Genomic DNA, 20,655 nt, shown 5'->3' on the forward strand with positions numbered 1-20,655 from the left:
GCCCGAGGATGACGGATTATAGAGGGTGATGACGGATTGTAGAGGAATGACGAGGGCTTAGAGGGAGGAGTGAACTTCAGACGTCCAGGTCTTCCTTCACGAACTGGGCGTTTTCCTGGATGAACTGGAAGCGGGCGTCGGCGCGCTTGCCCATCAGGCGTTCGACCAGGTCTTCGACGCCGGCCTCGGCGTCGGGGACGGTGATCCGGGCCAGGGTGCGCTTCTTGGGGTCCATGGTGGTCTCCTTCAGCTGGGAGGCCATCATTTCGCCCAGGCCCTTGAACCGGCCGATCTCGGTCTTCTTGCCCTTGAAGACAGTGGCCAGCAGTTCGTCGCGGTGGGCGTCGTCGCGGGCGTATTCGCTCAGGGGGCCGGCGGAGATCCGGTAAAGCGGCGGCAGGGCCATGAAGACCCGGCCCTGGCGGATGGTCTCGGGCATGACCCGGTAGAAGAAGGTGATCAGCAGGGCCGCGATATGGGCGCCGTCCACGTCGGCGTCGGTCATGATGACGATCCGCTCGTAGCGCAGGTCGTCGATGTTGAACCGATTGCCGGGCTGCACGCCCAGGGCCAGGGCGAGGTCGGACAGTTCGATGTTCTGGCGCAGCTTGTCGGCGGTCGCCGAGGCGACGTTCAGGATCTTGCCGCGCAGGGGCAGGATGGCCTGGGTGGTGCGGTCGCGCGCCTGTTTGGCCGAGCCGCCGGCCGAATCGCCTTCGACGATGAAGAGTTCGGTGCCCTGGGCCGACTGGCGGCTGCAGTCCGACAGCTTGCCGGGCAGGCGCAGCTTGCGGGTGGCGGCGGCGCGCTGGACCTCCTTATCCTTGCGGCGGCGCAGACGGTCCTCGGCGCGATCGACGACGAAGCCGAGCAGGGCGTTGGCCTGTTTGGGGCTTTCGGTCAGCCAGTGGTCCAGCGGGTCGCGCAGCAACTGTTCGACCAGGCGGGCGCCCTCGGGCGAGGACAGGCGGTCCTTGGTCTGGCCCTGGAACTCGGGATTGCGGATGAAGACGCTGATCAGGGCGCCGGCGTTGGCGGTGACATCCTCGGCCGTGATGATGGCGGCGCGCTTTTCGTTGGTCAGTTCGCCGTAGGATTTCAGACCCTTGACCAGGGCGGCGCGGAAGCCGGCCTCATGGGCGCCGCCGTCGGGGGTGGATACGGTGTTGCAATAGGACTGGATGAAGCCGTCGGCCTCGCCGAAGCCGATGGGCGACCAGGTGACCGCCCATTCGAAGGCGCCCGCCTCGCCCTGACGCTCGGCGCGGCCGGCGAAGGTGGGGGTGACGGTCTCCAGCTCGCCGATCCGGTCGGCCAGGGCGTCGGCCAGGCCGCCGGGGAAGTGGAGCAGGGCCTGGGTCGGGGTGGCGTCGGTGATCCGCTCGGGCGCGCAGGTCCACTTTATTTCGACGCCACGGAACAGATAGGCCTTGGAGCGGGCCATGCGGAACAGGCGGGCGGGCTTGAAGGCCGCGCCCATGCCGAAGATCTCATCGTCCGGCTTGAAGCGGATCAGGGTGCCGCGCTTCTTGGACGGCTGGACCTGCTGGATCGGGCCCAGGACATTGCCGCGCGAGAAGGACTGTTTCCACTCGAAGCCGTCGCGCCAGACGGTGACGTCCAGATGCTCCGACAGGGCGTTGACGACCGAAACGCCGACGCCGTGCAGGCCGCCCGAGGTCTCATAGGCCTTGCCCGAGAATTTGCCGCCCGAGTGGAGGACGGTCATGACCACCTCCAGCGCCGACTTGCCGGGGTGTTTGGGGTGGGGGTCGACCGGGATGCCGCGGCCGTCGTCGCGGACCGACAGATAGCCGTCGGCGTCCAGCTCGACCGTGATCAGCTTGGCGTGGCGGGCCACGGCCTCGTCCATCGCATTGTCGAGGACTTCGGCGAACAGGTGGTGCAGGGCGCGTTCATCGGTGCCGCCGATATACATGCCGGGGCGTTTGCGGACGGGCTCGAGCCCTTCCAGCACCTCGATGGAGGAGGCGGAATAGGCGTTCTGGGCGCCGGCGGTCGGCGCAGGCGTTGCGGCTGCGGCGGGGGCTGCGGCGACGGGCGACGGGACCGGTTTTGGCGCAGGGGCGGGCGCGGCCTGGGGCGGGGTCACCGCGACAGGTTTGGGAGCCTCGGGCTTGGGAGCGTCGGGCGTGTCGTCAAAAGCGAAGAGGTCTGCGGCCATTCACATAGTCTGAGGCGATTCGGAGCCGGTTCTGGTAGGCCCGTGTCACCGGTCGAGCAAGCGGCGGTCGCACCGGAAGAGGATCGAAGGTCACGGCGCGGGCCAGAATCGCCAGCATCAGGATCCACGGCAGGTTGGCGTGGGTCAGAAGGACGCTCTCGGACAGGCTGAGGGCGAAGAAGACCGTCAGATAGCCGATGCTCCAGAACCCCTCGCGCGCGCCCAGGCCGTTGAGGCGGACCAGAATCAGGATGGCCGAGATGGCCATGATCGATCCGACGGCGACCGCGCCGGGCCAGCCCAGCTGGACCAGCAGATCGATCCAGCCGTTGTGGGCGCTGGGGACGGGCCACTGGGTCTCCAGCCGGATCTCCCGCGCCGGGATGGAGTCCTTGCCCCAGAAGGCGCTGAAGCCGTAGCCGGTCCAGGGGCGGTCGGCGACCTTGCGCATCAGGGCCTCCCAGATCAGGGTCCGGCCGGTCAGGGAGGGGTCCTTGCCCAGGGCCTCGAGGATGGCGGCGGAATCGGTGTTCCAGACCCAGGCGCCGACGGCGGCGGTGACCACGCCCAGCCAGACGGCCGCGACAGTGACTGCCGCGCCGCCCTGTTTCAGGGTCCACCAGCCGCCGACCATGCCGACGCCCAGCATCCAGCACAGCAGCGAGGTCTTGGACTGGGTGGCCACGACCAGGAGGGTGGTCAGGGCGAAGGCGAGCAGGCTGACCCAGGGCCTGCGGCCGTTTTGCGACAAGTGATCGGCGGCGAGACAGGCGGCGGCGGAGACGGCGCCGACCACCATGACCAGGCCCATCTGGTTCTTCTCGTACCAGAGACCGCGCCACAGGCCGGCGTTGTCGTATTGGTGAACCCCGATGCGGGGGAAGGCGAAGACCATGATCAGGCTGCCGACCGCCATGACCAGACAGGTGTGCATCAGGACGCGCGGCAGGGCGACGCCCCGAAAGGCGGCGCCCAGATAGACGGCGAAGGCGCTGTTGATCGCCAGGGCGATGACGCGCCGGTCGGTGACGCCGGGATCTATGGACCAGTACTGCGAGACATAGGCCAGGCCGACCAGGCCGCCGACCATCAGCCAGGCGGGCCAGGCGCGGACCACCTTCTGGAACCGGAACAGGATCAGGCCGAAGGTGACGGCGTAGACCGGCAGCCAGATCAGACGGAGGACGGGGTTCTCGCCCTGGTCCGGGGCGATGACGGGGGCGATCAGGGCGCCGGTCAGCATGAAGACGACGAAGCCCGCCGCCCATTGTTCCCAGACGGGCGGGGCGTCCGAATCATCGATCTGGACGGGCGAGGCGTGCACGGGACGACTGTCGCCCCGGCCGCTTAAGGAAGGGTGAGCGCGGCGCCGAAGGCGGCGAAGCCGTGTTTGAGGTCAGCGATCAGGTCGGCGGGGTCTTCGAGGCCGATGTGGAGGCGGATCAGTTCGCCCTCCAGGGCCGGGGGCTGGTCGCGATAGGCCATCTGGTGGGTTTCGTGAGTGATCAGGCTTTCGAACCCGCCCCAGGAATAGCCGATCCCGAACAGGGAAAGGGCGTCGAGGAAGGCGGAGGCTGCGACTGTGTTTCCGCCCTTCAGCACCACGCCCATCAGGGAGGCGCCGCCGGTGAAGTCCCGCTTCCACAAGTCATGGCCGACCGAGCCGGGCAGGGGCGGATAGAGTACGCGGGCCACCTCGGGCCGGGCCTGCAGCCATTCGGCGACGATCAGGCCCGACCGCCCCTGTTCGGCATAACGCAGCGGCAGGGTGCGCAGGCCCCGAAGGGCCAGCCAGGCGTCGTCGGGCGAGACATGCCAGCCCAGATCCTCGATCGTGTCGGCGACGGCGCGCAGACAGGCGGGGGCGCTGGCGGCGATCCCGCCCATCAGGACGTCGGAATGGCCCGAGACATATTTGGTCAGGGCCTGGACGCTGACATCGACGCCGTGGGCCAGGGGCTTGAAGGCGAGGCCCGCCCCCCAGGTGTTGTCGAGCAGGGTCAGGACGCCGCGTTCGCGACAGGCGGAGGCCACGGCGGCCACGTCGATCATCTCGAAGGTCAGGGAGGCGGGGGATTCCATCAGGACCAGACGGGTGCGGTCGCCGAGGGCGGCGATCAGGCCCGCCGCATCCGTATCGGCGGGCAGGAAGCGGGTCGTGACGCCGCGCGCGGCCTGGTAGCGGGCCAGGAATCGGCGGGACGGGCCGTAGACGGCGTCGGTGGCGATCACCTCGTCGCCGGGCCGGGTCAGGGCGAGCAGGGGAACGGTTACGGCGGCGAGGCCGGAGGGGACGATGAAGGCGTCGCTCGCGCCTTCCAGATCGGCGAGAGCGGCGCGGAGCTGGCGCGCGGCTGAGCCGCCGTCCAGACCGTAGGTGGGGCCGTCGGCGTCGTCCCGAATGGCTTCGGCCCGGTCGCTGAGCATGGTCGAGGCGCGCTCGATGGGCGGATTGACCGGGCGGCGGCCCTGACCGCGTCGGGTGGCGGACGAGATCAGGCGGGTGCGGTCCGAAAGCGGCGACATGGCCTCTCCGATGGGTTGCGGATCAGGGCCTAAAGGCCTCTAAAGTCAGCGGGGCGCAAGCGGCGAGGGATGTGAAACGCGATGCGGATCTTGGTGATGGCGGCGATGGCGGCGGCGCTTCTGGCGACGGGTTGCGGGCGCCGGGACGTCGAGCCCGCACCTGAGGACGCCGGTGCGGTCGCCCTGACGCCCACGGTCGCGAGCGACCGGGCCCCGAGCCCGACCCTGGCCGTCGTCAAGCGGCGCGGCCGTCTGAACTGCGGCGTGCATCAGGGACTGGTCGGTTTCGCCTATGTCGACAACCGCGGCCAATGGCGCGGGTTCGACGCCGACTTCTGTCGCGCCATGGCTGCGGCCATCTTCGGCGACGGCGACGCCGTGCGTTTCGTGCCCTTGTCCGCCTCCGAAAGATTCGCGGCCCTGAACGAGGGACGGATCGATGTCCTGTGGCGCAATTCGTCCTGGAACATGAGCCGGGACGCCGGTGAAGGTCTCGTCTTCGCCGGGGTCAACTATTACGACGGCCAGGGCTTTCTGGTGCGGCGGGCGCTGAATCTGAGCAGCGCCACCGAACTGAACGGCGCCCGCGTCTGCGTTCAGGCCGGATCGACAGCCCAGGCCAACGCCGACGACTTCTTCCGCTCGCGCGGCATCGCCTATCGCCCGATCGTGCTGGCGACCGAGGAGGCGGCGCGCGACGCCTATGGCCGCGAGGACTGCGACGCCTTCAGCGCCGATATCTCGGCCCTGGCGGCCGCCCGGACCGTTCTGGCTGATTCGCAGGCGCACACGATATTGTCAGACGTGGTCTCGAAGGAGCCGCTGGGTCCCGTGGTCAAGGCCGGGGACGAGCGCTGGGCGGACGTGGTGCGATGGACGTTGAACGCCGTGATCCTGGCCGAGGAACTGGGGGTGACCCGGGAGAACGCCGAGACCCTGTCCGAAACGGCGAAAGACCCGCGCGTAAAGCGTTTGCTGGGCGTGGAGGGCGAGTATGGCGCCATGCTGGGCCTGTCGGACGACTGGGCCAAGAACGCCGTCCTGGCGGTGGGCAACTATGGCCAGATCTTTGATCGGAATCTGGGCTCGCAATCGCCGCTCGACCTGGCGCGGGGTTTGAACGCACAGTGGAACGCGCGCCCCGCCGGCTTGATCTATGGATTGCCGATCCGTTAAGCGGCGCAGCTTGAGTCTTTTCCTGGGGGATAGATGACCGAGACCAAACGCGGGGGCATCGCCCTTCACTGGCTGATGCTGATCGGCTTCGCCGTTGGCCTGGGCGGCGGCCTGTGGGTCAATCTGACCCTGGGCGCCGACACGGCCTGGGTGATCTGGGTCACCGACAATATCACGGGGCCTGCAGGCCAGATCTTCCTGCGCCTGCTGTTCATGATGGTCGTGCCGCTGCTGTTCTCGGCCCTGGTGATCGGCGTTGCCGAGATGGGCGACCTGAATTCGCTGGGCCGGGCGGGAATCAAGACCCTGCTGCTGACCATACTGGTGTCGGGCATCGCGGTGGTGATCGGCCTGGTCATGGTCAATCTGTTGCAGCCCGGCCGGGGCGTCGATCCCGCCATGGCGCAGCAACTGCTGGAACAGGGCCGCGACGGCGCCGCCGGCATTGTCCAGAACGCGCCTGAAAGCATCCAGCTGGGCGACTTCTTCCTGGGCCTGGTGCCGTCCAACGCCGTGACGGCGGCGGCGGAGAACCAGATCCTGCCGCTGATGGTGTTCGCCCTGTTCTTCGGCATCGGCCTGGTCATGGCCAAGAGCCCCGCGACCGATCGCCTGCAAGAGGTGATCGAGGGGCTGCTGGAAGTGACGATGAAGCTGATCAACCTGTTCATCAAACTGGCCCCCATCGCCATCGCCTGCCTGATGTTCAACCTGGCGGCCCTGTTCGGCTGGGACCTGCTGGTGCGTCTGGCCGCCTTCGTCGGCGTCGCCGTCGGGGCCATGGCGATCCACATGTTCGTGGTCTATCCGTTGGTCATCTGGCTGCTGGGCGGCCGGTCGCCCTTCGCCTTCTTCAGGGCGGTGCGCGAGCCGATGGTGGTGGCCTTCTCCACCGCCTCATCCAACGCCTCTCTGCCGGTGTCGCTGAAGGCGGCCGAGCATGAACTGAAACTGCCGCGCAAGATCGCCCGCTTCGTCCTGACCGTCGGCGCCACCGCCAACCAGAACGGCACGGCCCTGTTCGAGGGGGTGACGGTCCTGTTCCTGGCCCAGTTCTTCAACGTCGAACTGAGCCTGACCCAGCAGGTCATCGTCATGCTGGTCTGTATCCTGGGCGGGATCGGCACGGCCGGGGTGCCGGCGGGCTCGCTGCCGGTGGTGGCCATGATCCTGGTCATGGTGAAGGTCCCGCCTGAGGGGATCGGCCTGATCCTGGGCGTCGACCGCTTCCTGGACATGTGCCGCACCACGCTGAACGTCACCGGCGACCTGGTGCTGGCCACCGTGGTCTCGCGCGGCGAGAAGGACGATGCGGTTGAATCCGTCGTGGAAGACACGACGACGCCGCCGATCCTGGCCTGATCTGGGTCAGGCTTCGCTGACGATCGGGGTGTCGGTTCGAGACACCCATTCGGCCCATGAGCCGTCGTAGAGGCGCGACGGCACGTCGAGCGTGGCGAGGGCCAGGGTAAGGATGGCGGCGGTTACGCCGGAGCCGCAACTGGTGATGATGGGGTGCTCGAAGGCCACCCCGGCCTGAGTGAACCGGGCGCGTAGCGCCTCGGGCTCCAGAAGCCGTCCGTCGTCGCCGATCACGGTGGGGAAGGGCAGATTCAGCGCTCCCGGCATATGACCGGAGCGGAGCCCGGCCCGAGGTTCCGCCGCCTGACCCGCGAACCGGGCCGCCGGCCGCGCATCCAGAATCTGCGCTTCGCCGGTCAGAGCGCCCAGCACTATCGGCAGGTCGGCGACGGCGTCGCTGCGCCGTGATGCGTTGAACGACGCCGGGGTCGGGGTCTGCGCCGGCCCCGAGATCACAGGCCGTCCTTCGGCCCGCCAGAGGGGCAGGCCGCCGTCCAACACCCGGACGTTGGTCGCCCCCATCAGCCGGAAGGTCCACCAGACGCGCGGGGCGGAGCGCAGGCCGATCGTGTCATAGATGACGATGGTGTCGGTCGCGGCGATGCCGAGCGCGCCGACCGCCTCGGCGAAGGCGGCGGCGGTCGGCAGCATATGCGGCAGGTCCGAGCCATGGTCCGAGACTGCCTCGAGGTCGAAGAAGACGGCGCCGGGCAGCCGGGCCTGATCGAAGTCCGCCTGGGCGTCCCGGCCGTCCAGATGCCAGGACCCATCGACGATCCGCAGCGTCGGGTCTTCCATCAGGGCCGCGAGGGCGGCGGTGGAGATCAGGGGCGAGGACGGCGAGGACTGGGTCATGTCCCCAGCCTAATATCAGGCGCGGTCCAGCACCAGTTGCACCACGTCGGTCCGGCGCGAGCGGAAGCCCGCTTCGCAATAGGCCAGGTAGAAGCGCCACAGCCGGCGGAACCGCTCGTCGAAGCCGGCGATGCGGCGGATGTCGCCCCAGGCCGCCTGGAACCGGTCGTCCCAGAGTTTCAGCGTCTCGGCATAGTCCAGGCCGAACCGTTCGATAGGGCCCCAGGCCAGTCCGGCGGCGGCGACCACCGGCTTCAGCCGCTCTTCCGACGGCAGCATGCCGCCGGGGAAGACGTATTTCTGAATGAAGTCGGTGCGGGCGTTGTATTCCTCGAACAGGGGCTCCTGGATGGTGATGATCTGGAGACCCGCCCGGCCGCCGGGGTTCAGGACGTCGTGGATCTTCTCGAAATAGGTCGGCCAGTATTCCATGCCCACGGCCTCGAACATCTCGATCGAGGCGACGCGGTCGAACCGGCCCTGGACGTCGCGATAGTCCATCAGGTCGATGGTCGCGCGGTCCGACAGACCGGCGTTGAACAGACGCTGGCGGGCGAAGTCGTGCTGTTCCCTCGAAATGGTCACGCCGGTGACCCGGGCGCCGATCTCGCGGGCGGCGAATTCGGCGAAACCGCCCCAGCCGCAGCCGATCTCCAGCACCGACATGCCCGGCTTCAGGTCCATCATCCGGGCCAGGGCGGCGTATTTGGCCTTCTGCGCGGCGTCCAGCGGGGCGTCCGCCCGCTCGAACCGGGCGGACGAATAGGTCATCGAAGGGTCGAGCCAGGTTTGATAGAAGGCGTTGCCCAGGTCGTAGTGGGCGTGGATGTTCTTCTTCGATCCGGTCCGGCTGTTGCGGTTTCGCCGATGGGCCAGCCAGTTGACCGCCATCATCAGCCAGTTGCCGTCGAACAGGCGGCGGATGTGGTCGTAATTTTCGACCAGGGTCTCCAGCAGGGCGGCCAGATGCGGGCTGTCCCATTCGCCGGCCATATAGGCCTCGGCGAATCCGATGTCGCCGGCGGCCAGGACGCGGCGGGCGAAGCCGTAGTCTTTGACGTCCAGCACGCCGCTGGGGCCGGGGCGGGCGCCGTCCAGCACATGGGTCTCGCCATTGGGCAGGTGGACGGTCAGACGGCCGAAGGTCCAGTTCGACGCCAGCAGACGCAGCAGCATGGCGAACATGCGCGGGGTGCGGGCGGCGGCGGCCTCGATATCGACGGTGGCGACACTCATACGGGAACCTCTTTGTGCGTCGTCAGTCATGACCGGCCTGGTCGTCTCGGCCGCTGACGGCCTTCAGGGCGTCGAGGGCGCGGGCGCGGGCCTGGGCATGATCCAAGATGGGGTGGGGATAGTCTTTGCCAAGTCGCACGCCGGCGTCGCGCAGCACCTCGGGCGGGGCGGTCCAGGGCGACTGGAGCCAGCGGTCGGGCAGGCGGCGCAGTTCGGGAACCCAGCGCCGGACATAGCCGCCCTCGGCGTCGAACTTCTCGCCCTGGGCGATGGGGTTGAAGATGCGGAAATAGGGGGCGGCGTCGGCGCCCGAACCCGCCACCCACTGCCAGTTCTGCACATTGCTGGCCAGGTCGGCGTCGACCAGAGTGTCCCAGAACCAGGCCTCGCCCTCGCGCCAGTCGATCAGCAGGTGTTTGATCAGGAAGGAGGCCACGACCATCCGCACCCGGTTGTGCATCCAGCCGGTCGTCCACAGTTGACGCATGCCGGCGTCCACCAGCGGATAGCCGGTGCGGCCGCGCTTCCAGGCCTCCAGGCCGTCGGGATCGTCGCGCCAGGGCATGGATTCGTATTCCGGGCGGAAAGCCCGGTCGGTCATGGTCGGGAAATGGTGGAGCAGATGGGCCGAGAAGTCGCGCCAGCCCAGTTCCGCGACGAACTTGTCCGCCTCGCCCGCCGGAACGGCGCCCGCGTCCGCTGCGGCCTGGGCCTGTTGAGCCGCGCGCCAGGGACTGATCTCGCCCCAGTGCAGATGGGGGGATAGGCGGCTGGTCACGGGAAGGGCGGGATGGTCGCGGCCCTTTGCGTAGGTCTTGAGGCCTCGTGTGAGGAAGTCGGACAGGGCGGCGTCCGCGCCCGCCTCGCCCGGCGTCCAGTCAAAGCCATGGGACCAGTCGGGGCAAGTCGGGTGCAGGCCCCAGTCGTCGATCGACTCGGTCTGGACGGCTTCGGGCGTGTCGATGCGGCGTGGGGCGGGCGTGGGCGGCGGCGGCTCGGCGGCGGCCAGCAGGGCCTTCATGAAGGGGGTGAAGACCTTGTAGGGCGCGTCCGATCCGTTCAGCACGGCGCCCGGCCGCGCCAACAGGGAGCCGTTGAAGCCCCGGCAGTCGACGCCGGACGTTTTCAGCTCATGGGCGATGTCGGCGTCGCGGGCGAAGGCGGCGGGTTCGAACAGCCGGTTCATGAAGAGGGCGTCGGCGCCGGTCTCGTGGATCAGGGCCTGAAGCTGGATCAGCGAATCGCCGCGCCGCAGGATCAGCCGCGACCCGCGTTCCTGAAGCGAGGCGTCCAGGGCGCGCAGGGACTTGTTCAGCCACCACTGCGAGGCCGCGCCAGCCGGACGGTCAGGATCGCGGTCCAGAATGAAGACCGGCAGGATCGGGCGGCCGGTGGCGGCGGCGTGATACAGGGCGGGATTGTCGTTCAGGCGCAGGTCGCGGCGAAACCAAAGGACGACAGGCTTGGTGGCCACGCAGGCGAACTCCATGATAACTTGCGCTCATAGAAAACAAGCGCCACCTGATGGCCTCATAGCTGCGGCAAACGCCGCTCCCATAACGCCCGAACTTCGAAAGAGCCGCCTCGTGAGCCGACCCAACGCCGTCATTACGTTGTCCGAAGGTCTTCGGACGCCTGTCGTCATCGGCGGCGGCGCACGAATCGCCTTCATCGCCGGTCCCTGCCAGATGGAGAGCCGTCAGCACGCGCTGGAAACGGCCCATGCGCTGAAGGAAATCGGCGAGCGGCTGAACGTCGGCATCATCTACAAGACCAGTTTCGACAAGGCGAACCGCACCAGCGCCAGCGCGGCGCGCGGCATCGGCCTGAAAGACGCCATGCCGATCTTCGCCGAGATCCGCGAGGTCACCGGCCTGCCGACCCTGACTGACGTCCACTCCGAGGCCCAGTGCGGCCCGGTGGGCGAGGTGGTCGATGTGCTGCAAATCCCCGCCTTCCTGAGCCGCCAGACCGACCTGCTGCTGGCCGCCGCCGCGACCGGCAAGGCGATCAACATCAAGAAGGGCCAGTTCCTGGCCCCCTGGGACATGAAGAACGTCATCGCCAAGGTGGTCGGCGCCGGCAACCCCAACGTCATGGCCTGCGAGCGGGGCGCCAGCTTCGGCTACAACACCCTGGTCAGCGACATGCGCGCCCTGCCGGTGCTGCGCGAGATCGGCTGCCCGGTTGTGTTCGACGCGACCCACAGCGTGCAGCAGCCCGGCGGGCAGGGCACGTCTTCGGGCGGTCAGCGCGAGTTCGTGCCGGTTCTGGCCCGCGCCGCCGTCTCGGTCGGCGTCGATGCGGTCTTCATGGAGACTCACCCGGATCCCGACAACGCCCCGTCGGACGGCCCGAACATGGTGCCGCTGGATCAGTTCGAGGCCCTGGCGGCCCAGCTGATCGCTTTCGACGACCTGGCTATCAAGATCGGGGCCAAGGCGCCGGTGGCGCAGGCCGCCTGAATACTCTAGGTCGGGCGCATGTCTGACACCCTCGATCTGGGCGCCCTGCAACAGCTGCTGGAGCGCGTGCGCGACCTGAAGACCGCCTGCGTCGGCGACCTGATGTTGGACCGCTATGTCTATGGCGAGGTCAGCCGGATTTCGCCCGAGGCGCCGATCCCGGTGCTGCGCACCCGCCGGACCACGGCCATGCCCGGCGGCGTCGGCAATGTGGCGCGCAATGTCGCGGCCCTGGGCGGTGTGGCGCATCTGGGCGCCGTGACGGGCGAGGACGCGGCCGGCGCGGAGCTGCGCGACCTGATCGCCGCCGAGGAGCGGATCGTCGATTTTATCGCCCGGCCCGCCGGGGCCGCCACCATCGTCAAGACGCGGTTCGTGGCGGCGGGTCAGCAACTTCTGCGGCTGGATGAGGAGGCGGCGGCTTCGCCTCTGACCGAAACGGACGCGTTTTCAGGCGTCTCCGCCATTCTGCTGTCGGACTACGCCAAGGGGGTGGTCGGGGACGCCCTGATCACCTCGGCCCTGAAAGCCGCGCGCGAGACTGGCGCGCCGGTCATCGTCGATCCCAAGGGGCGGGATTTCGCCCGTTATGGCGCGGTCGATGTGATCAAGCCGAACGCGTCGGAACTGGCGGGAGCCACCGGCCTGCCGGTCGAGACGGACGCCGAGGTCGAGGCGGCGCTGGCGGCCCTGTTGGCGGGGACGACGGCCAAGGCCATCATCGTCACCCGCGCCGGCAAGGGCATGAGCCTGGCGCGGCGCGACGGGCCGGTGCGGCATTTCCCCGGTCGGGCGCGCGAGGTGTTCGACGTGTCCGGCGCCGGGGACACGGTGCTGGCTTCGCTGGGCCTGGCCCTGGGCGCCGGGGCCTCGCTGGAGACGGCGGTGCAGTTCGCCATCCTGGCTTCGGGCGTGGTGGTCGGAAAGGCCGGAACGGCCGTGGTCACGCCCGCCGAGCTGATCGAGGCGGAGCTGAGCCAGCACGCCGTCGCGGCCCAGGCCAAGGTGACGCCGCTGGACGAACTGGCGACCGAGGTCGAGGCCTGGCGGCGGCAGGGGCTGAAGGTCGGCTTCACCAATGGCTGTTTCGACATTCTCCACCGGGGCCACGTCGCCTATCTGGCCCAGGCGCGCGGCTGGTGCGACCGGCTGGTGGTGGCGCTGAACACCGACGCCTCGGTCAGGCGGCTGAAGGGCGAGGGGCGGCCGGTCAATGACCTGGACAGCCGCGCCGTCGTGATCGGCGGCCTGAGCAGCGTGGATCGGGTGACGTCGTTTGACGATCCCACCCCCATCGCCCTGATCGAACGGCTGCGGCCGGACGTGCTGATCAAGGGATCGGACTATACCCGCGAGGGCGTGGTGGGCGGCGACCTGGTGGAGAGCTGGGGCGGCGTGGTCCGTCTGGCGGAATTCAAGGATGGGTATTCGACGACCCGGACGCTCGAGAAGATGACGGGAAGCGCGCAATGACGCCCAGAATGATTGTTGTGACGGGCGGAGCCGGCTTCATCGGCTCCAATATCGTGGCGCGGCTGACGGCAGAGACGGCCTATGACGTGGTGGTCTGCGACCGGCTGGAGACCGCCGACCTGGCCAAGTGGAAGAACCTGGCCAAACATTCCATCGCCGACTTCTGGGCGCCCGAGGAGCTGTTCGAACAGCTGGAGCGTCATGCGGAGCGGATCGAGGCCGTGGTGCATATGGGCGCCATTTCATCCACGACCGAGCCGGACGCGGACCTGATCCTGCGCACCAACTTCACCCTGTCACGAGACCTGTGGGACTGGTGCGCGACCCGCGATGCGCGGATGATCTACGCCTCCTCGGCGGCGACCTATGGCGACGGCGAGACGGGGTTCAATGACGACGACGATGCGGAGTCTTTGTCGAAGCTGAGGCCGCTAAACGCCTATGGGTATTCGAAAATGCTGTTCGACCAGTATGCGGTGCGCCAGTCGGATCGCGGCCAGGCGCCGCCCCAGTGGGCGGGGCTGAAGTTCTTCAACGTCTATGGGCCGAACGAGGGGCACAAGGGCGGGATGAAATCCGTCGTGGCCCAGATCTGGCCCAAGGTGGCGGCGGGCGAGACCGTCGGCCTGTTCCGGTCGCACAATCCGAACTATCCGGACGGGGGCCAGCTGCGGGACTTCGTCTATGTCGACGACGTGGTCGACATCATCGAATTCCTGCTGCAGTCGCCGGAGGTCTCGGGGATCTTCAATGCCGGATCGGGCCAGGCGCGGTCGTTCGACGATCTGGCCAAGGCCACCTTCGCCGCTGCGGGCAAGGAACCTTCGATCGAATATGTGGAGATGCCCGAGGCGATCCGCGACCGGTACCAGTATTTCACCCAGGCCAGGATGGACCGGATCCGCGCCGCCGGGTTCGAGGGGCAGTCGACGCCGCTGGAAGAGGGCGTGCGCCGCTACGTCCAGAACTTCCTGGCCCAGCCCGATCCCTACAGATGAAGCGCCTGACGACCCGGCAATGGATCGGCTACACCGGGTTCTTCCTGGTGTTCCTGCTGACCGCTGCGGTCGCGGTGTGGCGTGGGGATATCCTGCGCGCCGGTCTGGACCCCCAGGTGCCGTTCCAGACCTATGAGCCGCCGCCGGCGCCCGATTACGCCGATCCGCGCGCCTGGGCCCTGTGGGACGCGCGCGCGCCCGGGGCGGGGACGGCGAACGTCTTTTTCGTCCATTCGACGACCTTCAACGGCGGGCGCGACTGGATCGGGTCCATCGGCGACGCCAAGGCCGACGCCTATCTGTTCCGGGTCGTGCTGCCCAACTACGCCGGGCCGTTCGCACGCGCGGGCGCGGTCAGCGCGCCGCGCTACCGGCAGGCCAGCCTCTATACGCGTCTGACCCTGCGGGACGACGCGCGCGAGGCGCGGGCCTTCGCCTATGGCGACGTGCTGGCGGCCTTCGACGCCTGGCTGGCGCACCATCCGTCCGGCCCGATCGTCCTGGCGGGGGTGGAGCAGGGCGCCGATCTGCTGGACCGGCTCATCCAGGAGCGGATCGCGCCGGATGCGGCGGTTCGGGACCGTCTGGTCGCGGCCTATCTGATGGACACGATCATCGCCGCCGAGAACCTGCCGGCCTCCATCCCTGCCTGTTTTGACAGACGACAGATCCATTGCGTTGTCGCCTGGTCCCAGGTTGGCGACGGGGACGAGGGCGCCGCCCGACGGCGACTGCGCCGGGCCACGGTCTGGGATAATCGGGGACATCTGGTCAATCTGGCGGACCGGGCTGCTGTCTGCGTCAATCCGGTCACCGGAGGCGTCGGAGAAGAACAGGTTCCCGCCCGGTTGCACCGGGGCGCGACCAACGCCACCGGGCTGGAGTGGGGCGCGCGCCCGGCCCTGCTGACGCGCGAAGTGGAAACCCAGTGCCGCGACGGTTTGCTGCGCCATTCCTGGCCCGACCTGGAATCCTTCCGCGAGACCGGCAATTGGGCGGACAGGCGAAAGGCCAGGCCGTACAATCTGTTCTACGGCGATCTGGAAGCGGATGTTGCGGAGCGGCTGGCGATCTACGTCAAGGCGGCCGGCTGAAATCGGACGAACGCCGTCCGGTTTCGGTGGCGCAGCTCGCGTGTCGCGCGTAACCTGAGCGCATACGGAGGGTACCCATGGACGTTCTCACCATCTTCGCCGGCGTATTGCTGTTCCTGGCGATCTCGCTCTTGTTCAGCGTCATCAAGATCGTGCCGCAAGGCCGTGAATTCACGGTTGAACGGTTCGGAAAATACACCAAGACCCTGAGCCCCGGCATCGGCTTCCTGACCCCGTTCGTGGAACGGGTCGGAAAGCGGATGAATATGATGGAGCAGGTTCTTGATGTGCCGACTCAGGAAGTCATCACCAAGGACAACGCCATGGTCCGGGTGGACGGCATCGTCTTCATCCAGGTGATGGACGCCGCCCGCGCCGCCTACCGCGTCGACGATCTGCCCTACGCCATCTCCCAGCTGTGCATGACCAATCTGCGGACCGTCGTCGGCTCGATGGAGCTGGACGAGGTGCTGAGCCAGCGCGACAGCATCAACACCCGGCTGCTGCACGTTATCGATGCGGCGACCGAGCCGTGGGGCGTCAAGGTCAACCGGATCGAGATCAAGGATCTGACCCCGCCTACCGATGTGACCAACGCCATGGCCCGCCAGATGAAGGCCGAGCGCGAACGTCGCGCCGTGGTCACCGAGGCGGACGGCGAGAAACAGGCCGCAATCACCCGCGCCGAGGGCGCCAAACAGGCGGCCATCCTGGAATCCGAAGGCCGCAAGGAGGCCGCCTTCCGCGACGCCGAGGCGCGCGAACGCGAGGCCGAGGCCGAGGCCCGCGCCACCGCCATGGTGTCGGAAGCCATCGCCCGCGGCGACGTCAACGCCATCAACTATTTCGTGGCGCAGAAATACGTCGAGGCCTTCGCCGAACTGGCCCGCAGCCCGCAACAGCGCACCGTCATCGTGCCCGCCGAAATGGGCGCCCTGGTCGGCACCATCGCCGGCATCGGCGAGATGGTGAACCTGGCCAAGGGGCAGCAGCAGGACCCGACCCCAGCCAAGCCCGCCGCCGCGCCGCGCCGCCCGTCCGTTCCGCCCACCGCCTGATCTGGAGCGCAAGTCATGAGCCTCGTCGCCGATCTGTACGCCGCCCAGCCGTTCTGGATCTGGCTGGCTGTCGGGGTCTTGCTGCTGGCCGTGGAGGCCATGTTCTCGACCGAATGGCTGTTGTGGCCAGCGGTCGCGGCCGGGCTGGTGGCCGTGATGACGGCGGTCGGGGTGCGGCTGGGCCTGCCGGGCGAGGTGGCGGTCTTCGCCGTGCTGACGGTCATCGCCACCCTGTTGTCGCGACGCCTGATCCAGAAGGCCAATCCGGACGGCGTAGACATCAACGACCGGGACAGTCGCCTGATCGATCAGCGCGCCCGCGTGGTCGAGGCCTTCGTCGGTGGGCGGGGTCGCGTCTTCGTCTCCGGCGCCGAATGGCCGGCTGTGATCGAGGGCGGCGCGGCTGAAACGGGGCAGCCCGAGGTTGGACAGGATGTCGTGGTGAACGGGGTCAGCGGCTCGCTGCTGACGGTGCGCGCGGCGACCTGAACCGTCCCGCGCAACCTTTGCCGTGGGACGACGTTCGACGCTGATGTCAGACAGTCCTGCCGCATCCGTCGTCCCGTCCCAGGATGGACTGCCGGTTCCGAGGCGGTACTGGGCCATCGTCTCCATCGGACTGGGGATCACCCTGGCGGTGCTGGACGGGGCCATAGCCAATGTGGCCCTGCCGTCCATCGCCGAGGACTTGAGGGCGTCAGAGGCGGCCTCGATCTGGATCGTCAACGCCTATCAGATCGCCATCGTCGTCGCGCTTCTGCCGCTGGCGTCGCTGGGCGAGATCGTCGGCTATCGCCGGGTATCGCAGGCGGGGTTGGCGGTCTTCACCCTGGCCTCCCTGGCCTGCGCCCTGTCCGATTCGATCCTGACCCTGAGTCTCGCGCGGGTGCTGCAGGGGTTCGGGGCCGCCGGGATCATGAGCGTCAACGGCGCCCTGGTGCGGTTCACCTATCCGCAGCGGCTGCTGGGCCGGGCCGTCGGGATCAATGCGGTGATCGTCTCCATGGCCGCCGCCGCCGGCCCGACCATCGCCAGCGCCGTGCTGAGCCTGGGCGAATGGCGTTGGCTGTTCGCGCTGAACATTCCGCTGGGGGTTCTGGCGGTGTCGATGGCGGGCTTCACCCTGCCGCACAATCCGTTGCAGAAGCGCAAGCTGAACCTGGTCGGGGCGGCGCTGAGCGCGGCGGCCTTTGGGCTCGTCATCACCGGCATGCAGGCCCTGGCCCACGGCGAGGCCTCGATTTTGGGCTTTGGCCTGACCGGTCTGGGGCTGGCGGCCGGGGTGCTGCTGGTTCGGCATGAGCGGCCCAGCAAGACGCCCCTGATTCCACTGGATCTGCTGGCGCGGCCGATGTTCGCCCTGTCGGTCGCGACCTCGATCATCTCCTTCACCGCCCAGATGATGGCCTTCGTCTCCCTGCCGTTCTTCCTGCAGGGCTCGCTGGGGCTGAGCGCGGTGGAGACCGGGCTGCTGATGACGCCCTGGCCGCTGGCCACCATGTTTGCGGCGCCGTTGGCCGGGTGGCTGTCGGACCGGTATTCGGCCGGGATCCTGGGGGCCATAGGTCTGAGCCTGTTCGCCTGCGGGCTGATGGGCTTGAGCTTCCTCGACGGTGATTCGTCCAAGTTCGACATCGTCTGGCGCATGGCCCTGTGCGGGGCCGGGTTCGGCTTCTTCCAGTCGCCCAACAACCGCGCGCTTCTGTCGGAGGCCCCGCGCGAGCGGGCCGGGGCGGCGGGCGGCGCCCTGGGCACGGCGCGGGTCTTGGGGCAGTCGATGGGGGCGGTCGTGGTGGCCTTCCTGCTGTCGGCTGCGCCGACGACCGGCGTGCGTCACGGCTTCGAGCTGGCCGCCGTCGCGGCCCTGTTCGGCGCGGTGATGAGCGGCTCGCGCATCCGACGTCGGACGGCCGAGCCGGAGAAGGAGGTGGAGGCGGTCTAGCGCGCCTTCAGGTCCGCGACGCCGCGATTCGCCAGTTGGTCGGCGCGTTCGTTCAGTTCATGGCCGGCGTGCCCCTTGACCCAGCGCCATTTGACGTCGTGCTTCAATCGGGCGGCGTCCAGGCGCTGCCACAGGTCGGCGTTCTTGACCGGTTTCTTGTCGGCGGTCAGCCAGCCGCGGGCCTTCCAGCCGCGCATCCATTCGGTGATGCCCTGCATGACGTATTTGCTGTCGGTGTGGAGCTCGACCTTGCACGGGCGTTTCAGGGCCTCCAGCGCCATGATGGCGGCCATCAGCTCCATGCGGTTGTTGGTCGTATTGGCCTCGCCGCCCCACAATTCCTTCTCGTGACCGCCGCCGGTCTGGAGCAGGGCGCCCCAGCCGCCGGGGCCGGGATTGCCCTTACAGGCGCCGTCGGTGTGGATGATGACGTGATCGGAGAGACTCATGGTCGCGCACACCTACAGCCTCCCTTGGCGCGGGGCCATGACTGCGCCTATATGCGGGTCGAAGAATAGTGGATGGGATCGATCATCGGTCCCTTCAAGGAGATTACCCATGGGCTCCCTGAGCATCTGGCACTGGGCCATCGTCATCGTCGTCATCGCCCTGCTGTTCGGCGGGCGCGGCAAGCTGTCCGGCATCATGGGCGACGCCGCCAAGGGCATCCGCGCCTTCAAGGACGGTCTGAAGGACGACGACAAGAAGGACGGCCCGCACGATGGCGTCAGCTCGCTGCCGCGCACCGAGGCGGAAAAGGAAGAGCTGAAGCGCTAGTCGTCGTCTGTAAGGGCTGACGCATGGGCGGGCTCGGCCCCGGTATCGGGGGTTTCGAATTAGTGGTGATCGGCCTGGTGGCCCTGCTTGTGGTGGGGCCAAAGGACCTGCCTGTCCTGATGCGTCGCGTCGGCCAGATGGTCGCCAAGGCGCGTTCCATGGCCAACGAGTTCCGCTCGAGCTTCGACGAGATGGCGCGTCAGTCCGAGCTGGACGACCTGCGCAAGGAGGTCGAGGCGCTGCGGACCGGGCAGGGGGCCATGTATCCCCTCGGCGCTGACGCCGATGCGGCCTTCAAGGACATCAACGCCGGCCTTACCGGACCGGGCGCGCCTGCGGCCCTGCCGGCGCCCGCTACCGAGGCGCCGACCATAACGCCCGTCGCCGACGAATGGCCGGACACCGCGCCCCCCGTCGAGCCGACGCCGACGGTTGAGCCTAAGCCGAAGCGCGCAACATCGAAAACCGCCGCCAAGTCCGCCGTATCGGCAACGGCCGAGACTAAGCCCAAGCCGCGACCGAAAGCCAAGCCTAAGGCCGCGTCCACGGCCACGAGCACCGCGGCCAAGACGCCCGCCAAGCCCCGGACCCCGCGCAAGAAGGCCGCCGAGCTTTGACTTTCTCCGATCGTGACGAGGCCGAGATTGAGGCGTCGCGCGCGCCGCTGATGGATCACCTGATCGAGCTGCGCGGGCGGCTGCTGATCTGCGTGATCGCCTTCGCCCTGGGCTTCATCCTGTGTTTCGCCTTCGCCAACCAGATCCAGATCGCCCTGATCAAACCCTATCAGGCGGCGGCGGCCATCCATGCGGCGGCCCTGGCCTCGGGCGGCCACGCCAATCCGCTGGAGCTGATCGCGACCATGATGGGGCTGAAGCCCTATCCGCCCGGTTCCGCGGCCGTGGTCCAGTTGATCGCCACTGCGCCGCTGGAACAGCTGTTCACCAAGATGAAGATCGCGGCCTTCGGCGCGGCGGTCCTGACCTTCCCGGTCATCGCCTGGCAGCTGTACCGGTTCGTGGCGCCTGGTCTGTACCGGAATGAGCGCGGCGCCTTCCTGCCCTTCCTCATCGCGGCGCCGGTCATGTTCTGCCTGGGCGGGGCGCTGGTCTATTATGTCATGCTGCCGTTCGTGATGCTGTTCTCGCTGGGACAGCAGGTGGTCAGCGACGGGATTTCGGTGGCCCAGACGACCAAGATTTCGGACTATCTGAGCCTGGTGACCTCGCTGCTGCTGGCCTTCGGCCTGTGTTTCCAGCTGCCGGTCGTGACGACCCTCTTGGGGCTGGCCGGACTGATCAGCTCCAAGGCCATGGCGGCCGGCCGGCGCTATGCCATCGTCGCCGTGGTGGTGGTCGCCGCCGTCGTCACCCCGCCGGACCCCATCAGCCAGCTGATGCTCGCCGTGCCCCTGGTCATCCTCTACGAGGTCTCGATCTGGTGCGTGCGGCTGATCGAACTGCGACGCAAGAAGACGGACGAGGCCGAAGGCCTGGTCTAGCCCCGAG

At 68.2% G+C, this 20,655-nt stretch carries 19 protein-coding genes; 12 read left to right on the forward strand and 7 right to left on the reverse strand.

Translation table 11 applies throughout. The annotated features are described in order from the left end of the window. Positions 1-76: 76 nt before the first annotated feature. Genes ACVPT3_RS08255 through metC form a run of 3 tightly spaced genes read right to left on the reverse strand, consistent with a single transcriptional unit; the run spans position 77 to position 4,711 of the window. Positions 77-2,185: a DNA topoisomerase IV subunit B gene (locus tag ACVPT3_RS08255; protein WP_492043652.1), complete on the reverse strand. Its 2,109-nt coding sequence runs from the start codon at positions 2,183-2,185 to the stop codon at positions 77-79. Further along, positions 2,160-3,509: an O-antigen ligase family protein gene (locus ACVPT3_RS08260; protein ID WP_492043653.1), complete on the reverse strand. Its 1,350-nt coding sequence runs from the start codon at positions 3,507-3,509 to the stop codon at positions 2,160-2,162. Before ACVPT3_RS08260 ends, ACVPT3_RS08255 begins: the two co-directional genes overlap by 26 nt. Positions 3,510-3,532: 23 nt before the next feature. Further along, entirely contained in the window at positions 3,533-4,711 is a 1,179-nt protein-coding gene (gene metC, locus ACVPT3_RS08265) for a cystathionine beta-lyase (protein ID WP_492043654.1), read from the reverse strand. 81 nt (positions 4,712-4,792) lie between these two features. On the opposite strand from metC, the gene ACVPT3_RS08270 reads away from it, so the two are divergent. Further along, on the forward strand, positions 4,793-5,887 hold the full coding sequence (locus tag ACVPT3_RS08270) for an amino acid ABC transporter substrate-binding protein (protein ID WP_492043655.1): 1,095 nt from the start codon (positions 4,793-4,795) through the stop codon (positions 5,885-5,887). A 33-nt stretch (positions 5,888-5,920) separates the two neighbouring features. Next, positions 5,921-7,249, forward strand: a complete 1,329-nt coding sequence (locus tag ACVPT3_RS08275; RefSeq protein WP_492043656.1) for a dicarboxylate/amino acid:cation symporter — start codon at positions 5,921-5,923, stop codon at positions 7,247-7,249. Positions 7,250-7,255: 6 nt separating this feature from the next. Here ACVPT3_RS08275 and sseA read toward each other — a convergent pair whose 3' ends face one another. Genes sseA through ACVPT3_RS08290 form a run of 3 tightly spaced genes read right to left on the reverse strand, consistent with a single transcriptional unit; the run spans position 7,256 to position 10,829 of the window. Further along, complete coding sequence (gene sseA / locus ACVPT3_RS08280; protein WP_492043657.1) at positions 7,256-8,104, reverse strand: 3-mercaptopyruvate sulfurtransferase; 849 nt, start codon at positions 8,102-8,104, stop codon at positions 7,256-7,258. A 15-nt stretch (positions 8,105-8,119) separates the two neighbouring features. Beyond that, positions 8,120-9,340, reverse strand: coding sequence for a class I SAM-dependent methyltransferase (locus tag ACVPT3_RS08285; protein WP_492043658.1), 1,221 nt, complete (start codon positions 9,338-9,340; stop codon positions 8,120-8,122). 22 nt (positions 9,341-9,362) lie between these two features. Then, positions 9,363-10,829, reverse strand: a complete 1,467-nt coding sequence (locus ACVPT3_RS08290) for a cryptochrome/photolyase family protein (RefSeq protein ID WP_492043659.1) — start codon at positions 10,827-10,829, stop codon at positions 9,363-9,365. A gap of 97 nt (positions 10,830-10,926) precedes the next feature. Between ACVPT3_RS08290 and kdsA the strand changes: the two genes are divergently transcribed. From kdsA to ACVPT3_RS08325, 7 genes are all read left to right on the forward strand, one after another. Next, complete coding sequence (kdsA, locus tag ACVPT3_RS08295) at positions 10,927-11,805, forward strand: 3-deoxy-8-phosphooctulonate synthase (protein ID WP_492043660.1); 879 nt, start codon at positions 10,927-10,929, stop codon at positions 11,803-11,805. An 18-nt stretch (positions 11,806-11,823) separates the two neighbouring features. Continuing rightward, positions 11,824-13,278, forward strand: a complete 1,455-nt coding sequence (rfaE2, locus tag ACVPT3_RS08300; RefSeq protein WP_492043661.1) for a D-glycero-beta-D-manno-heptose 1-phosphate adenylyltransferase — start codon at positions 11,824-11,826, stop codon at positions 13,276-13,278. Next, complete coding sequence (gene rfaD, locus ACVPT3_RS08305) at positions 13,275-14,276, forward strand: ADP-glyceromanno-heptose 6-epimerase (RefSeq protein WP_492043662.1); 1,002 nt, start codon at positions 13,275-13,277, stop codon at positions 14,274-14,276. The genes rfaE2 and rfaD overlap by 4 nt, the downstream gene beginning before the upstream one ends. Continuing rightward, complete coding sequence (locus ACVPT3_RS08310) at positions 14,273-15,370, forward strand: DUF3089 domain-containing protein (protein ID WP_492043663.1); 1,098 nt, start codon at positions 14,273-14,275, stop codon at positions 15,368-15,370. Before rfaD ends, ACVPT3_RS08310 begins: the two co-directional genes overlap by 4 nt. Before the next feature lie 77 nt (positions 15,371-15,447). Then, positions 15,448-16,428: an SPFH domain-containing protein gene (locus tag ACVPT3_RS08315; RefSeq protein ID WP_492043664.1), complete on the forward strand. Its 981-nt coding sequence runs from the start codon at positions 15,448-15,450 to the stop codon at positions 16,426-16,428. A 15-nt stretch (positions 16,429-16,443) separates the two neighbouring features. Further along, positions 16,444-16,917: an NfeD family protein gene (locus tag ACVPT3_RS08320; protein ID WP_492043665.1), complete on the forward strand. Its 474-nt coding sequence runs from the start codon at positions 16,444-16,446 to the stop codon at positions 16,915-16,917. 43 nt (positions 16,918-16,960) lie between these two features. After that, a complete protein-coding gene (locus ACVPT3_RS08325; RefSeq protein WP_492043666.1) occupies positions 16,961-18,370 on the forward strand; it encodes an MFS transporter in 1,410 nt (469 codons plus the stop codon). Here ACVPT3_RS08325 and rnhA read toward each other — a convergent pair. Next, positions 18,367-18,819 carry a ribonuclease HI gene (rnhA, locus tag ACVPT3_RS08330; protein ID WP_492043667.1) on the reverse strand — a complete coding sequence of 151 codons (453 nt, stop codon included), beginning with the start codon at positions 18,817-18,819 and terminating at the stop codon, positions 18,367-18,369. The genes ACVPT3_RS08325 and rnhA overlap by 4 nt on opposite strands. A gap of 109 nt (positions 18,820-18,928) precedes the next feature. Between rnhA and ACVPT3_RS08335 the strand changes: the two genes are divergently transcribed. The 3 genes from ACVPT3_RS08335 to tatC are packed head-to-tail and all read left to right on the forward strand — an operon-like array spanning position 18,929 to position 20,648. After that, complete coding sequence (locus ACVPT3_RS08335) at positions 18,929-19,147, forward strand: twin-arginine translocase TatA/TatE family subunit (RefSeq protein WP_492043668.1); 219 nt, start codon at positions 18,929-18,931, stop codon at positions 19,145-19,147. Positions 19,148-19,170: 23 nt separating this feature from the next. Further along, positions 19,171-19,764, forward strand: coding sequence for a Sec-independent protein translocase protein TatB (tatB, locus tag ACVPT3_RS08340; RefSeq protein WP_492043669.1), 594 nt, complete (start codon positions 19,171-19,173; stop codon positions 19,762-19,764). Then, positions 19,761-20,648, forward strand: a complete 888-nt coding sequence (tatC, locus tag ACVPT3_RS08345; RefSeq protein WP_492043670.1) for a twin-arginine translocase subunit TatC — start codon at positions 19,761-19,763, stop codon at positions 20,646-20,648. The genes tatB and tatC overlap by 4 nt, the downstream gene beginning before the upstream one ends. Positions 20,649-20,655: the final 7 nt, after the last annotated feature.

The sequence above is a fragment of the Brevundimonas sp. FV1ps31S genome, assembly GCF_058681265.1.